11 protein-coding genes are annotated in these 14,238 nt (G+C 74.9%); 3 read left to right on the top strand and 8 right to left on the bottom strand.

From position 1 onward, the window contains the following. Positions 1-13 precede the first annotated feature (13 nt). The 6 genes from Q2K16_RS28925 to Q2K16_RS28900 form a co-directional block, all read right to left on the bottom strand. Positions 14-277, bottom strand: coding sequence for an MrpF/PhaF family protein (locus Q2K16_RS28925; RefSeq protein ID WP_145918463.1), 264 nt, complete (start codon positions 275-277; stop codon positions 14-16). Then, positions 274-855 (bottom strand): Na+/H+ antiporter subunit E, encoded by a 582-nt coding sequence (locus tag Q2K16_RS28920; protein ID WP_302741444.1) that lies wholly within the window; start codon positions 853-855, stop codon positions 274-276. The genes Q2K16_RS28925 and Q2K16_RS28920 overlap by 4 nt, the downstream gene beginning before the upstream one ends. Continuing rightward, positions 852-2,357 carry a Na+/H+ antiporter subunit D gene (locus tag Q2K16_RS28915; RefSeq protein ID WP_302741442.1) on the bottom strand — a complete coding sequence of 502 codons (1,506 nt, stop codon included), beginning with the start codon at positions 2,355-2,357 and terminating at the stop codon, positions 852-854. The genes Q2K16_RS28920 and Q2K16_RS28915 overlap by 4 nt, the downstream gene beginning before the upstream one ends. Next, complete coding sequence (locus tag Q2K16_RS28910) at positions 2,354-2,824, bottom strand: Na(+)/H(+) antiporter subunit C (protein ID WP_302741441.1); 471 nt, start codon at positions 2,822-2,824, stop codon at positions 2,354-2,356. The genes Q2K16_RS28915 and Q2K16_RS28910 overlap by 4 nt, the downstream gene beginning before the upstream one ends. Next, positions 2,821-5,652: a Na+/H+ antiporter subunit A gene (locus Q2K16_RS28905; protein WP_302741440.1), complete on the bottom strand. Its 2,832-nt coding sequence runs from the start codon at positions 5,650-5,652 to the stop codon at positions 2,821-2,823. Before Q2K16_RS28905 ends, Q2K16_RS28910 begins: the two co-directional genes overlap by 4 nt. Positions 5,653-5,759: 107 nt before the next feature. Further along, complete coding sequence (locus Q2K16_RS28900; protein ID WP_302741439.1) at positions 5,760-6,137, bottom strand: hypothetical protein; 378 nt, start codon at positions 6,135-6,137, stop codon at positions 5,760-5,762. Between the two features lie 179 nt (positions 6,138-6,316). Between Q2K16_RS28900 and Q2K16_RS28895 the strand changes: the two genes are divergently transcribed. Beyond that, complete coding sequence (locus Q2K16_RS28895) at positions 6,317-10,975, top strand: ATP-dependent helicase (protein WP_302741438.1); 4,659 nt, start codon at positions 6,317-6,319, stop codon at positions 10,973-10,975. 97 nt (positions 10,976-11,072) lie between these two features. Here the strand turns inward: Q2K16_RS28895 and Q2K16_RS28890 are convergent, their stop codons facing one another. Then, positions 11,073-11,618: a hypothetical protein gene (locus Q2K16_RS28890; RefSeq protein ID WP_302741437.1), complete on the bottom strand. Its 546-nt coding sequence runs from the start codon at positions 11,616-11,618 to the stop codon at positions 11,073-11,075. A 100-nt stretch (positions 11,619-11,718) separates the two neighbouring features. Here Q2K16_RS28890 and Q2K16_RS28885 point away from each other — a divergent pair, with 100 nt between their 5' ends. Further along, the gene (locus Q2K16_RS28885) at positions 11,719-12,513 is read left to right on the top strand and encodes an SAM hydrolase/SAM-dependent halogenase family protein (RefSeq protein WP_302741436.1); all 795 of its coding nucleotides are present in this window, start codon (positions 11,719-11,721) and stop codon (positions 12,511-12,513) included. A gap of 24 nt (positions 12,514-12,537) precedes the next feature. Next, positions 12,538-12,798, top strand: a complete 261-nt coding sequence (locus tag Q2K16_RS28880; protein WP_307820989.1) for a CPCC family cysteine-rich protein — start codon at positions 12,538-12,540, stop codon at positions 12,796-12,798. A gap of 43 nt (positions 12,799-12,841) precedes the next feature. On the opposite strand, the gene Q2K16_RS28875 is transcribed toward Q2K16_RS28880, so the two are convergent. Then, positions 12,842-14,134: a DUF8814 domain-containing protein gene (locus tag Q2K16_RS28875; protein ID WP_302741435.1), complete on the bottom strand. Its 1,293-nt coding sequence runs from the start codon at positions 14,132-14,134 to the stop codon at positions 12,842-12,844. Between the last annotated feature and the right edge of the window lie 104 nt (positions 14,135-14,238).

The raw sequence follows: 14,238 nt of genomic DNA, 5'->3' as shown, positions 1-14,238 counted from the left end.
GGGACGGGCCGGGTCACGATTCCTCCCGGGCGGCGAAGCGGACCAGGGCGACCGAGCCGACGAAGCCGAGTAGGGAGAGCACTACCAGCACCGGCAGCGTGGTGGCGTGCCGGTTCACCGCCGCCTCCGCGCCGACCGCGCCGAGCATGGTGGCGAGCAGCAGGTCGGCGGCGATGACCCGGTCCAGCAGCGACGGGCCTCGGTAGATCCGGGCCAGCGCCAGCAGGGCGGTGGTCGACAGCAGCACGGTCAGGACGACGGCGAGGACGACGGTCACGGTGCCTCCGTGGGTTCGGTGGTGAGCGTGTGCAGCTCGGCGGCGGAGCCGACGGCCCGCACGATCCGTTCCTCGACGGCGAGGATGCGGTCCCGGCTGCCGGTCAGGTCGGCCGGGGACCGCACGTCGAGCACGTGCACGTAGAGGACGCCGGCGTCCCGGTCGACCTCGACGATCAGGGTGCCCGGCACGAGGGAGAGCAGCTCGGCGGTGAGCGCCAGGTTCAGGTCGGTGCGGACCCGCAGCCGCACCCCGATGATCGCGCCACGCGGACGGAAGCCGGGGCGTACGGCGATGGCGGCGACGTGGATGCTGGCGCTGACCAGTTCGACGACGAAGACCCCGGCGAGCCGGAGCAGTGCCCGGGGCCGCAGGTGACCGCCGAAGGAGACCGGCGGGAGCGGGAAGAACAGCAGCACCGCCCCGCCGACCAGCAGGCCGGTGAGCAGGTTGGCCGGGGAGAGACGCCCCCAGAGCAGGTTCCAGACCGCGACCAGCCAGCCGAGGGCGATGAGCTGGTCCCGGCGGCGTCCGGTGCGCGGCGGCGACGTCCTGGTGGGCCGGGGGGAGCCGGTCACGACGGGCCGCCGGGCAGGACGGCCCGCACGTACGGGGTACGCAGCCGCAGGTCGGCGGCGGCGTCGGCGGTGACCTGGAACAGCGGGCCGGCGGCGACGGTGAGCACCAGCCCCAGCACCACCAGGGCGGCGGTGGCCCCGACCATCAGCGCGGGCAGCCGGGGCACCGGGTCGGCGGTGACGAGCCGCGGGGACCGCCAGAACGCGATGTTCCACACCCGGGAGGCGGCGTAGAGGGTGAGCAGGCTGGTCAGCGTGCCGGCGACGACCAGCACCCAGGGCAGCGCGCCGCCGTGCGCCACCCCGGCCTGGAGCAGGCCGACCTTGCCGAGGAAGCCGGAGAAGGGGGGGATGCCGGCCAGGTTCATCGCCGGAACGAAGTAGAGCACCGCCAGCAGCGGGGCGACCCGGGCCAGCCCGCCGATCCGGCGCAGGTCGGTGCTGCCGGCCCGCTCCTCGACCAGGCCGGCGACCAGGAACAGGGTGGTCTGGATGGTGATGTGGTGCACCACGTAGAAGATCGCGCCGGAGAGCGCGGCGGTGGTGCCCAACGCCACCCCGAAGATCATGTAGCCGATGTGGCTGACCAGGGTGAACGAGAAGAGCCGCTTCATGTCCGACTGGGCGACCGCACCGAGCACGCCGACCACCATGGTCAGTCCGGCCCCGACCATCAGCAGGGTGGACGCCGCGCCGTCGGGGAAGAGCAGCGTCTCGGTCCGGATGATCGCGTAGACGCCGACCTTGGTGAGCAGGCCGGCGAAGACGGCGGTGACCGGTGCCGGGGCGGTCGGGTAGCTGTCCGGCAGCCAGGCGGACAGCGGGAAGAGCGCCGCCTTGATGCCGAAGGCGAGCAGCAGCATCAACTGCAACGCCAGCCGTACGCCGCCGGGCAGGGCGTCGAGCCGGCCGGCGAGCTGCGCCAGGTTGAGGGTGCCGGTGGCCGCGTACACCAGGCCCACGGCAGCCAGGAAGATCATCGAGGAGAGGATGCTGACCACCACGTACGTCGAGCCGGTGCGGATACGGGTCTCGGTGCCGCCCAGGGTGATCAGCACGAAGCTCGCCGCGAGCAGGATCTCGAACCCGACGAAGAGGTTGAACAGGTCACCGGCGAGGAACGCGTTGGTGATCCCGGCGGTGAGCACCAGGTAGGTGGGGTGGTAGATGCTCACCGGCGCGGACTCGCTGGTCTCGGCCCGGCCCTGGCCGATGGAGTAGAACAGCACGCAGAGCGTGACCGCCGACGAGACCACCAGCATCAACGCGGCGAGCTGGTCGGCGACCAGCACGATGCCGACCGGCGCGGGCCAGCCGCCCACCTCGGTCACCACCGGCCCGTCCCGGTGGGCCCGCACCAGCAGCAGCACCGCGACCACCAGGTTGGTGGCGAGGGCGACCACGCTGACGGTGCGTTGCAACCGGGGCCGGCTGACCAGGATCAGGGTGAGGGCGGCCCCGAGCAGCGGCACCACCACCGGCAGCGGCACGAGGCGGTTCACCGCGTGCCGCCCGGTCGGCGGGGCGGTTCCGGGTCCACCTGTTCGGGGTCGTCGCCGGGCCCCTCACCGCCGAGGTCGGTGTTGGCCACCTCGTTGCGGGCGGCGAGCGCGACGATCTGCTGGTCCTCCACGTCGTCCTGGACCTCGTCGTCGCCGCCGAGATACCAGCTCCGGTACGCCACGGCGGCGAGGAAGGCGGTCAGCCCGAAGGTGATCACGATGGCGGTGAGCACCATCGCCTGCGGCAGCGCGTCGCTCATCTCGTCGTCCGGGCCGGTGCCCACCACCGGCGCCTCGCCGGAGCCGCCACCGAGCAGGATGAGCAGGTTCACCCCGTTGCCGAGCAGGATGACGCCGAGCAGGATGCGGGTGAGGCTGCGTTCCAGCAGCAGGGTCACCCCGGTGGCGGCGAGCACGCCCACGGCGATCACCAGCACCAGCGTCGGGCCCGCCCCGCCGTCCCTCACCGCCGGTCCCCCTCGTGGTCGACGACGAGCCCCCGGTCGGACTTGCCGGCCGCCTCGATGTGCCTGTCGATCTCGGCGCCGAGACTGCGCAGGATGTCAAGCATCAGCCCCACCACGATCAGGTAGACGCCGACGTCGAAGAAGAGCGAGGTGACCAGGTACGGCCCGCCGAGGCCGGGCAGCGGCAGGTCGACCCGGGTGCTCGCCAGCACGGTGCCGGTGGTCAGCAGGGAGACCACACCCCCGCCGACGGAGATCGCCAGGCCGGCGCCGAGCACCGTGCCCGCCCCGACGGGGGCCGCCTCGGCCAGTTCGTACCGGCCACCGGCGAGGTAGCGCACGGCCAGCGCCAGGCTCGCCACCAGGCCACCGGAGAAGCCGCCGCCTGGCGCGTTGTGACCGGAGAAGAGCAGGAACAGCGAGAAGAGCACGATCGTGTGGAACAGCAGCCGGGTCACCACCTCGAAGACGATGGACCGGCGGCGCTCGTGCAGGGTGGCTCCGCCGCGTAGCCAGACCGGCCGGTCATCGTGGCCGGCGGCGGGTTCCACCCGACGTGGTCGCGGCCCGGTACGGGACCGCTCGAAGATCAGGCTGGCCACGCCGGTGGCGGCCACCACCAGCACCGAGATCTCGCCCATGGTGTCCCAGGCCCGGATGTCCACCAGGGTCACGTTGACCACGTTGCGGCCGTGCCCCTCGGCGACGGCGAGCGCCGGGAAGGCGGTGGAGATGGACACGGCGGTCCGGGCTCCGGAGGCGATCAGCGCCAGCCCGGCCAGCACCACGCCCACGGCGACGCCGAGCACCCGGCGGGCCCACCGGCTGCGGCGCAGCGGACGGGCCGAGAACCGTTCCGGCAACCGGCGCAGCACCAGCACGAACACGGCGATGGTGGCGGTCTCCACCAGGAACTGGGTCAGCGCCAGGTCGGGTGCCCCGTAGAGCACGAACAGCATCGCGGTGCCGTAGCCGGTCACCCCGACCAGCAGCATCGCGGTCAGCCGCCGTCGGGCGTTGACCGCGAAGAGCGCCGCGACCCCGATCACCAGCCCCACCACCAGTTGCAGCGGGCTGTCCCACAACGCGATCCGGGTCCGCCACGGGCCGGTGCCGAGCAGGGCCGCACCCGGGACCAGCACCAGGGCCAGCAGGACGGTGCCCAGGTAGAGCGGCAGCGAGCCACGCTGGGTGGCCCCGGTGACCTCGATGGCGAGCCGGTCGAACCGGTGGGTGACCCACTCGTACCCCTGGTTGCCGGTGAACGGCAGCTTCCACCGGGCCAGCGTCGGGGCGAGCGGGCCGCGTACCTGGTGCAGCGCGACCCCGCCGGCCAGCGCCAGCGCGGACAGGCCGAGGGCGGGGGTCAGGCCGTGCCAGAGGGCGAGCGTGTCGTGCGGTGGGCCGAAGAGTTCCGCGTACGGGCCGAGGAGGCCGTCGAGCGCGGCGGCGGCCGGGCCGGCGACCAGCCCGGCGACCGCGAGCAGGGCGGGCGGGGCGAGCATCGGCAGCGGCACCGGTTCCGGTTCGGTCTCGGCGGTGCCGGGGCGGGTGGCGAAGGCGCCCCAGAGGAAACGGATGCTGTAGGCGACCGTGAGCACGGTGCCCAGGACCACCCCGGCGAGCACCACCGGGCGGGTGGCCAGGGCGGCGAAGACCGCCTCCTTGGCGACGAAGCCGAGCAGCGGCGGCACGCCCGCCATCGAGGCGGCGGCGAGCGTGGCGACCACCGCGAGCGCCGGGGCCCGGCGGCCGAGGCCGGAGAGTTCCCGCAGGTCGCGGGTGCCGACGTCGTGGTCGATGATGCCGACCACGAGGAACAGGGCCGCCTTGAACAGGCCGTGGGCGAGCAGCATCGCCACCCCGGCGAGCGCGGCGTCCGCGCTGCCGGTGCCGATCGTCACGGTCAGCAGGCCGAGCTGGCTGACCGTGCCGTAGGCCAGCAGCAGTTTCAGGTCGCACTGGCGCAGCGCCGCCCAGCCGCCGACGAGCATGGTGACCAGGCCGAGGGTGAGCAGCACCGGCCGCCACGGGCCGGTGCCGGCGAGCACCGGGGCGAGCAGGCCGATCAGGTAGACGCCGGCCTTGACCATCGCCGCCGCGTGCAGGTAGGCGCTGACCGGGGTGGGTGCGGCCATCGCCACCGGCAGCCAGCCGTTGAACGGCACGATCGCCGATTTGGCCAGCGCGCCGGTCAGGATCAGCAGCACCGCCGCGACCAGCGTCCCGCCGCCGGGCAGCGGCGCGGCGGCGATCTCCGACCAGCGGTAGCTGCCGGCGTGCCCGCCGAGGATCAGGAAACCGAGCAGCATGGCCAGCCCGCCGAGGGTGGTGACGGTGAGCGCCTGGGCCGCCGCCCAGCGGCTGGAGCGGCGCTCGGTGTTGTGCCCGATGAGCAGGTAGGAGAAGACGGTGGTGAGTTCCCAGAAGACGTAGAGCAGCAGCAGGTCGTCGGAGAGGACCAGGCCGAGCATGGCCCCGGCGAAGGCGACGAGCACCGCGACGAACCGGGGCAGGCCCGCCGCGCCGGGGGCGAAGTAGCTGCCGCAGTAGACCAGGACGAGCGCGCCGACCCCGCCGACCAGGAGGGTCATCAGCCAGGACAGCGTCGTCATCCGCAACGCCACATCGAGGTCCAGTTGGCCGATCCAGTGGTACGTCTCGACGACCGCGCCGCCGTCGCGGACCTTCGGGGTGCGGGTCAGGGCCCAGCCGAGGGCGGCGGCGGGCACCAGCGCGAGGGGGTAACAGGCGCGCGGACCCCACCAGCGGACCAGCAGCGGCGCGAGGAGCGCCGCCGCCAGATGGAGGAGCAGCAGTACGAGCACGCGTCCTCCCCGTCGAACTGGCGGCGCGCGCCGGGCGAGTTGTCCGGCCAGCACCGATCACACGCCAGTTCCACCCGCTATGGGGCTTTTTCGGGGAAATCGTGCGGTCAGCCGGGCGGGGTGTCACCACCGGGGAGCGCGGACGTCAGGGCGCGTCGGGGCTCGACGAGCAGGTCGGGGCGGCCGAGCTGGAGGGCGACCTTGTCGACCACCCGTTGGGCGACGGCCAGCGACCGCACCGGCAACAGCGCGCCGCGGCTCTCCCGCCGGAGCACGAAATAGTGCACGGCGACCCGCACCTGCCCCCGGTCGGCCGCGCTGGACTGGGCGGTGGAGACGACCAGTTCCCGCAGGCTGTCGGCGAGACGCTCGGCGAGCGCCAGCTCGGGGCCGCGCAGACTGGTCCGCAGGGCGGTGAGGTGACCTTCGACCTTGCGGATGAGCACGTCGGTGCCGGGCGTCGGGCCACGCTCCTCGACGAACATCCGATTCCTTTCACCTGGTGCGGCGTTCCGGGAGAAGTTACTTTATGTTGTGGGTCACAAGCAAGCAGTTAAGTAAGACTTAAAACGCAAAACGTACAATCGGCGTGCAATTTTCTCTTAGCCGGGCAGAACGTCAGCGGTTCCGGCGCAATGTCACACCACCGGGGCAGGATGGGGGCGTGACGGGGCGGCGGGGCGCGACGGGACCGGAGGGCGGGGCGGCGCCGGAGGGCGGGGCGGAGGTCCCGGCCGGGTTCGGTCCGGCCACCCGGGAGTGGTTCACCGCCGCCTTCGCCGCTCCCACCGCCGCCCAGACCGGCGCCTGGCAGTCGATCGCCGCCGGCCGCAACGCCCTGGTGGTCGCGCCCACCGGCTCGGGCAAGACCCTCGCGGCGTTCCTCTGGTCGCTCGACCGGCTGGCCGACGCGCCACCCCCGACCGACGCCCGGCACCGCTGCCGGGTGCTCTACGTCAGCCCGCTCAAGGCGCTGGCGGTCGACGTCGAACGCAACCTCCGCGCCCCGCTCGCCGGCATCCGGCAGGCGGCCACCCGGCTCGGCGTGACCCCGCCGGACATCACCGTCGGCATGCGTACCGGCGACACCCCCGCCGACGAGCGGCGGGCCTTCGCCCGCACCCCGCCGGACATCCTCATCACCACCCCCGAGTCGTTGTTCCTGCTGCTCACCTCCGCCGCCCGGGAATCGCTGCGCGGCGTCGAGACGGTCATCGTCGACGAGGTGCACGCCGTCGCCGGCACCAAGCGCGGCGCCCACCTGGCGCTCTCCCTGGAACGCCTCGACGGGCTGCTGGCCCGGCCCGCCCAGCGGATCGGCCTGTCGGCCACCGTCCGGCCGATCGACGCCTGCGCCCGCTTCCTCGGCGGCGCCCGCCCGGTCGACGTGGTCCAGCCGGCCACCCCCAAGACGATCGAGGTGAGCGTCCAGGTCCCGGTGGAGGACATGACCCGGCTCGACGAGACCGAGCAGCCGCCGCAGGACGCTCTCGGCGGCCCCGGCCCCCGCCGGGCGTCCATCTGGCCGGCCGTCGAGGAACGGGTCTTCGCGCTGATCCGGGCGCACCGCTCGACGATCGTGTTCACCAACTCGCGGCGCAGCGCCGAGCGGCTCTGCGCCCGGCTCAACGAGCTGGCCACCGAGGAACGGGAAGCCGCCGCCGGCCCGCCGGCCGACCCGGACGGCGACCCGGGTGGGACGCAGCGGTGGGGCGGCCCGGTGGGACCGCCGCGCACGCCCCGCCCCCCGGCCGAGGCGATGGCCCAGTCGGGCACGGCGGCCGGCGCGGAGGCGGTGATCGCCCGCGCCCACCACGGCAGCGTCTCCCGGGAGGAACGCAAGCAGATCGAGGAGGCGCTCAAGTCCGGCCGGCTGCCCGCCGTGGTGGCCACCTCCAGCCTGGAGCTGGGCATCGACATGGGCGCGGTCGACCTGGTGGTGCAGATCGAGGCCCCGCCGAGCGTCGCGGCCGGCCTGCAACGGGTCGGCCGGGCCGGGCACCAGGTGGGCGCGGTGTCCCGGGGCGTCGTCTTCCCCAAGCACCGGGGCGACCTGCTCTCCTGCACCGTGGTCGCCGAACGGATGGCGGCCGGCGCGATCGAGGAGCTGCACTACCCGCGTAACCCCCTCGACGTGCTCGCCCAGCAGATCGTCGCCATGGTCGCCCTCGAACCCTGGTCGCTCGGCGACCTGGCGGTGCTGGTCCGCCGGGCCGCGCCCTTCGCCGAGCTGCCCGACTCGGCGTTGCACGCGGTGCTCGACATGCTCTCCGGCCGCTACCCGTCGACCGCCTTCGCCGAGCTGCGCCCCCGGCTGGTCTGGGACCGCGCCACCGACCTGCTCACCGGCCGGCCGGGGGCCCAGCGCCTCGCCGTCACCAGCGGCGGCACCATCCCCGACCGGGGCCTGTTCGGGGTCTTCCTGGCCGGGGCGGAACGCGCCGCCCGGGTCGGCGAGCTGGACGAGGAGATGGTCTACGAGTCCCGGGTCGGCGACGTCTTCCTGCTCGGCTCGTCGTCCTGGCGGATCGAGGAGATCACCCCCGACCGGGTGCTGGTCTCCCCCGCCCCCGGCCAGGCCGCCCGGATGCCGTTCTGGAAGGGCGACCAGTTGGGCCGCCCGGTCGAGCTGGGCCGGGCCATCGGCAGCCGGGTCCGGGCGTTGCTGCGCCAGGACGACGCCACCGCCCGCACCGCGTTGCGCGCCGGTGGCCTGGACGACTGGGCGGCCGACAACCTGATGGCCTACCTGCGGGAGCAGCAGGCCGCCACCCACGCGCTGCCCGACGACCGCACGGTGCTGGTGGAGCGGTTCCGCGACGAGCTGGGCGACTGGCGGCTCGCCGTGCACAGCGTCCTCGGGGCCCGGGTCAACGGCCCGTGGGCGTTGGCGATCGGCCGTCGGCTGGCCGAACGCTACGGGGTGGACGCCCAGGTCATGCCGTCCGACGACGGAATCGTGGTGCGGCTGCCGGACACCGCCGACGAGCCGCCCGGCGCCGACGTGGTGGTCTTCGCCCCCGACGAGATCGCCCAGCTGGTCGAGGATGCGGTGGGCACCTCAGCGCTCTTCGCCGCCCGGTTCCGCGAGTGCGCCGCCCGGTCGCTGCTGCTGCCCCGGCGTGACCCGCGCCGCCGGCAACCGCTGTGGCAGCAACGCCAACGCGCCGCCCAACTCCTCGACGTGGCCCGCGAGTACGCCGACTTCCCGGTCACCCTGGAGGCCGCCCGGGAGTGCCTGCAGGACGTCTTCGACCAGCCCGCCCTGGCCGAGCTGATGCGCGACCTGGCCAGCCGGAAGGTCCGCCTGGTCGAGGTGGAGAGCGAGCGCCCCTCGCCGTTCGCCCGGTCGCTGCTCTTCGGCTACGTCGGCGCGTTCCTCTACGAGGGGGACGCCCCGCTGGCCGAGCGCCGGGCCGCCGCGCTGGCGCTGGACTCGGCGCTGCTCGGGGAGTTGCTCGGCCGGGTCGACCTGCGCGAGCTGCTCGATCCGGCGGTGCTCGCCGAGACCGGGCGGCAGTTGCGCTGGCGCACCGAGCAACGTCGCCCCCGCGACGCCGAGGACGTGGTCGAGCTGCTCCGGGTCGTCGGCGACCTGACCGGGGCGGAGCTGGCCGAGCGGGGCGTACCGCAGGGGTGGCTGACCGACCTCGCGGCGGCCCGCCGGGTGCTGCGGGTCCGGATCGCCGGCGAGGACCGTTGGGTGGGCATCGAGGACGCGGCCCGGCTGCGCGACGCGCTCGGGGTGGCGCTGCCGGTGGGGGTGGCCGAGGCGTACCTGACGCCGGTGGCCGACCCGCTCGGCGACCTGGTCGCCCGGTACGCCCGTACCCACGCGCCGTTCTCCGCCGCGACCTGCGCCGCCCGGTTCGGGCTCGGGGTGTTCGTGGTGGAGCAGGCGTTGCGGCGGCTCGCCGCGACCGGGCGGGTGGTCTCCGGCGAGTTCGTCCCGGACAGCGTCGGCACCCAGTGGTGCGACGCCGAGGTGCTGCGGCTGCTGCGCCGCCGGTCGCTCGCCGCGCTGCGCCGGGAGATCGAGCCGGTGCCGCCCCGGGTGCTGGCCGGTTTCCTGCCCCGCTGGCAGCAGATCGGCTCGTCCGCGCGCGGGGTGGAGGCGGTGGCCGCCGCCGTGGAGCAGTTGCAGGGCACGGCGGTGCCGGCGTCGGCGTGGGAGCGGCTGGTGCTGCCCGCCCGGGTCGCCGACTACTCCCCCGCCCAGCTCGACGAGCTGTGCGCCGGTGGGGAGGTGGTCTGGGCCGGCTCGGGGGCGATCTCCGGCGGCGACGGTTGGCTCACCCTGGCGTACGCGGACGTCGCGCCGCTGCTGCTCCCCCCGCCTGACGACGGCTTCGCCGGCACCCCGCTGCACGACGCCGTGCTGGACGCGCTCGCCGACGGTCAGGCGCTGTTCTTCCGTGCGCTGGCCGACCGGGTGGGCTCCACCGACGACGCCGCCCTGACCGCGGTGATCTGGGATCTGGTCTGGGCGGGGCGGCTCACCAACGACACCCTGGCCCCGCTGCGGGCAGCGCTCGGCGCGGGCGGGGCGCACCGGTCCCGCCCGGCGGCCCCCCGGACCCGCTACCGCCGCCCCGGTCGGATGGCGCTGCCCAGCCGGGGCGGCCCGCCCACAGTGGCCGGGCGCTGGTCGCGGCTGCCGGAGCGGGACACCGACCCGACCCGGCGGGCCGCCGCCCTGGCCGACCTGCTGCTCGACCGGCACGGGGTGGTGACCCGGGGTGCGGTGGTGGCCGAGCAGGTGGTCGGGGGGTTCGCCGCCGTCTACCCGGTGCTCGCCGCGCTGGAGGAACGGGGCGCGGCCCGGCGCGGCTACTTCGTGGAGGGGCTGGGGGCGGCACAGTTCGCGGTGCCCGGGGCGGTGGACCGGTTGCGGGCGTTGGCCGAGCCGGCCGACCGGGGGCGGGGCGACGGGCCGGCCACGGTGCTCGCCGCCACCGACCCGGCCAACCCGTACGGCGCGGCGCTGCCCTGGCCGGAGCGGGCCGTCGACTCCGGTGACGGCACCGCCCCGGGCAGCGGGCACCGGGCCGGGCGCAAGGCCGGGGCGGTGGTGGTGCTGGTCGGCGGTGAACTGGCCCTCTACGTCGAGCGGGGTGGCCGGACGATCCTCTCCTTCACCGACGACGCCGACGCGTTGGCCGCCGCCGGCAAGGCGCTCGCCGACGCGGTGCACTCCGGGGCGTTGGGGGCGATGTCGGTGGAGCGCGCCGACGGTGAGGCGGTGCACTCCTCGCCGCTGCGCGACGCGCTCACCGCCGCCGGGTTCCGGGCCACCCCCCGGGGCCTGCGGCTGCGCGGCTGACGGGGGCGGATCACCGCGCCCGCGCCGCCGGACCGGGTCACCCCCGCCGCCGGTCCGGCAGGCGGACCCGACCGGCGGCGGCCGGAAGCCGGGCGGGTCAGCCGAGCTTCGCCAGGACGTCGTTGTAGCGCTTCTGCTCGGCGGCGCTGGTCCGGGTGCCCAGATAGTTGAGCACCACCGCACCGGCCCGGTACGCCTTGGCGCCCCACACGTCGGTCTGGTTGGTGGCGCTCGCCTCGTCGGGGAAGACGTACACGGCGACGGCGTCGGTGACGAGCAGTTGGGCGCAGCCGACACCCGTACCGTTGGGGCCGCAGTCCCTGGAGCGGTCACGCGGGTCCGTCACCTTGAGGCCGGCGGCCTTGAACGCGTCGACCACCTTGCGGGCGGCGGGGGCGCTGGTCTCCTTGGTCGGCCGCACGAACGGCGGGGTGGAGGGGCTCTCCCGGGGGGTGCTGCCCGGCTTCGCGGCCTTCGGCGCACCCTCCGCCGGGGGCGCCTCGCTGGTGGCCGGGGGCTTCGACCGGCCGTCGGCCCACGCCCCGCCGTCCCGCTCGTCGCCGGGGTCGTCGCCGCACCCGGCGAGGGCCAGCGCGAGCAGGACGATGGTGGTCACGGGCAGGAGGCGGAGGCGTTTCGTCACCCCGGCAGTCTGCCGAACCGGGTGCGCGCCCGGCACCGGCCGGTCGGTCGATCGGGGTGTCCGGTCAGTGGTAGGGCGGTCACCGCACTAGCCTGCCGGCATGACCCCGACCCCCTGGATCTCGCTGACCACCGACTACGGGCTCACCGACGGGTTCGTCGCCGTCTGCCACGGCGTGATCGGCCGGATCGCCCCGGCCGCGCGGGTGATCGACGTGACCCACCTGGTGCCGGCGGGCGACGTCCGGCGCGGGGCGGCGGTGCTCGCCCAGGCGGTGCCGTACCTGCCGTACGGGGTGCACGTGGCGGTAGTGGACCCGGGGGTGGGCACCGCCCGGCGCGGGGTGGCGCTGGTGACACCGGGCGGGCTGCTGGTCGGGCCGGACAACGGGCTGCTGCCGGCGGCGGCGCAGGCGTTGGGCGGGGTCACCGCGGCTGTCGAGTTGACCTCGCCGGGCTGGGTGGCGGCGGAGGTGTCGGGCACCTTCCACGGCCGGGACGTGTTCGCCCCGGTGGCGGCCCGGCTGGCGCTCGGCGACCCGCCGGCCGACGCGGGCCCGCCCGTCGATCCGGCCGACCTGGTGACCCTGCCCGCGCCGGTGCTGCGCCGGGAGGCCGACGGGTTCACCGCCGAGGTGCTCACCGTCGACCACTTCGGCACCGTGCAGCTCGCCGCCGGGGCCGACCTGCTGGCGGCGTTGCCCGGCACGGTAGGGGTCGACGGCCACCCGGCGGTGCGGGGCGGGACGTTCGGGGACGTGCCGCCCGGTGACCTGGTCGTGCTCGTCGACTCGGCCGGCCTGGTGGCGGTGGCCCGCAACGGCGGCCGGGCGGTGGACCTGCTCGGGGTCGCCCCGGGTGCCACGGTGACGGTGCGGGGACGGCCCGGAGGGTGAGCTGCGCTCCCTGTCGGGCGTCCGGTGTGGAATGCTGCTGCGGTGGGTGAAGTGTGGGTTCCGGTGGGCTGTCCCTGTTGTGCGTCCCGGACGGGTGGGGGCACCTGTCCGGTCTGTTTCTGGACCGATGACGGCCAGGGCGACGCCGATGCCGACGTGGTGCGGGGCGGCCCCAACGGTGACCTGAGCCTCACCCATGCCCGGCTGAACTTCGCCGTCTACGGTGCCAGCCACCCCCGCTACCAGGACATGGTCCGCCCGCCCCGCCCGGACGAGCGGCCCTGAGCCGGCCCGTCCCCCGGCCCGGCGGGGTCGGGGGACGGATCGGTCAGCAGTGGGACACGGTGCCGCCGTACACCGTGGACACGTACGCGTGGCTGACGTACTGGCCACCGGCCAGCCGGTTCCACCGGTTGGTGGTCCGGTACGTCCCGGTGACCGTCTGCCCGGTGACGTAGCACTGGACGGGCACGTCGGCGTGCGTGGCGGCGAGCCCCCGCACCGGGTACGAGGTGCCGGGGCCGGTACGGATGTTGAGCGGCCCGGAGCCGATCACGCCGCGCGGGCCGCTGCCGGTCCACAGGTACGCCACGTCGACCCAGGCGTTGTCGGTGAGCAGCAGGCCGTCCCAGAAGGTGCCGTCGGCGAGGTCGATGCCGGCGGGGTTCAGCACCGTACGCCCGAACTGGTCCTTGCCGCCGTTGTAGCCGTACTGGTAGGCGGCCTGTGCCTCGGGTCGCCCCTGCGGCAGGTCCTTCCAGTTCTCCCGGACGGCGGCGGGGTTCCAGTAGTCGTCGCGGGTGTTCCACGGGCCGACGTCCCAGACGGGGGCGTACTCGCAGCGGCTGCCGCTGGTGGTGCAGACCCGCACGGTGTAGTCCCCGGTGTCGATCGGGGACAGTCCGCGTCGGGACGGCAGGGCGACGAAGTGGTCCCGGGGTTGGATGGTGCGCCCGTTGGCGGTGACCCCGCCGACCTCGCCCTCCCGGGTGGCGAACACCCGGTAGCTGCGCACGGCGGTGGGGGCCGGGGTGGCGGCGGCGGTGGTGGTGGTGGTGGTGTCGGCGGTGAGCCGCACCGCGCGTACCGATGCGGCGGCGCGTGCGTCGCGGGTGGCGAGCAGGACCCGGGCCTGGACCCGGGTGACCGGGCGGTCGAAGACGGCCGGCCCGACGCCGGCCTCCCGCCACTCGGTCCAGCCGGTGGCCCGCCAGCCGCGCACCTGGACGCCGACGGTGGCGCCGGTGGCCGCCTCGGCGGTGAGGTCGACGCGGACCCGGTTGGCCGGGCCGGCGAGGCTGCGCGCGGGGGCGAGCAGCACCCCCTCGGCGATCGGCGTACCCAGGGCGGCGGGCCGGGTGCGCCGGGTCGGGTGCGGGTCGGCGAGGCGCAGCCGGCCGGTGCCGAAGCGGACGTTGACGTCGTCGCCGCCGGCTACGGTGAGGTCGACGGTCCAGTGCTCCCCGGCGGGGGCGGGGGTGCCGCGCGACGCGACCGGGGCGGGGCCGGGGGTGGTGTGGGGTGCGGCGGTGGCGGCGGTCGGGACGAGACCACCGGCCAGGGTCAGGGTCAGCAGACCGACCAACAGGGACGACGGGGTACGACAAGGGCCAAAGGCCATAATATTCTCCTCAAGACCTCCCTATAATGCATTTTTTCCTAGATCGATAGGAAGCACGCTACAAATAGCGATACATGCGAATACTGCTCGGACGAGGGAGAATA

Source organism: Micromonospora cynarisoli (assembly GCF_030518815.1).
In the GTDB taxonomy this organism is placed as follows: domain Bacteria; phylum Actinomycetota; class Actinomycetes; order Mycobacteriales; family Micromonosporaceae; genus Micromonospora; species Micromonospora wenchangensis.
This window is presented reverse-complemented; position numbering and strand designations above follow the sequence as displayed.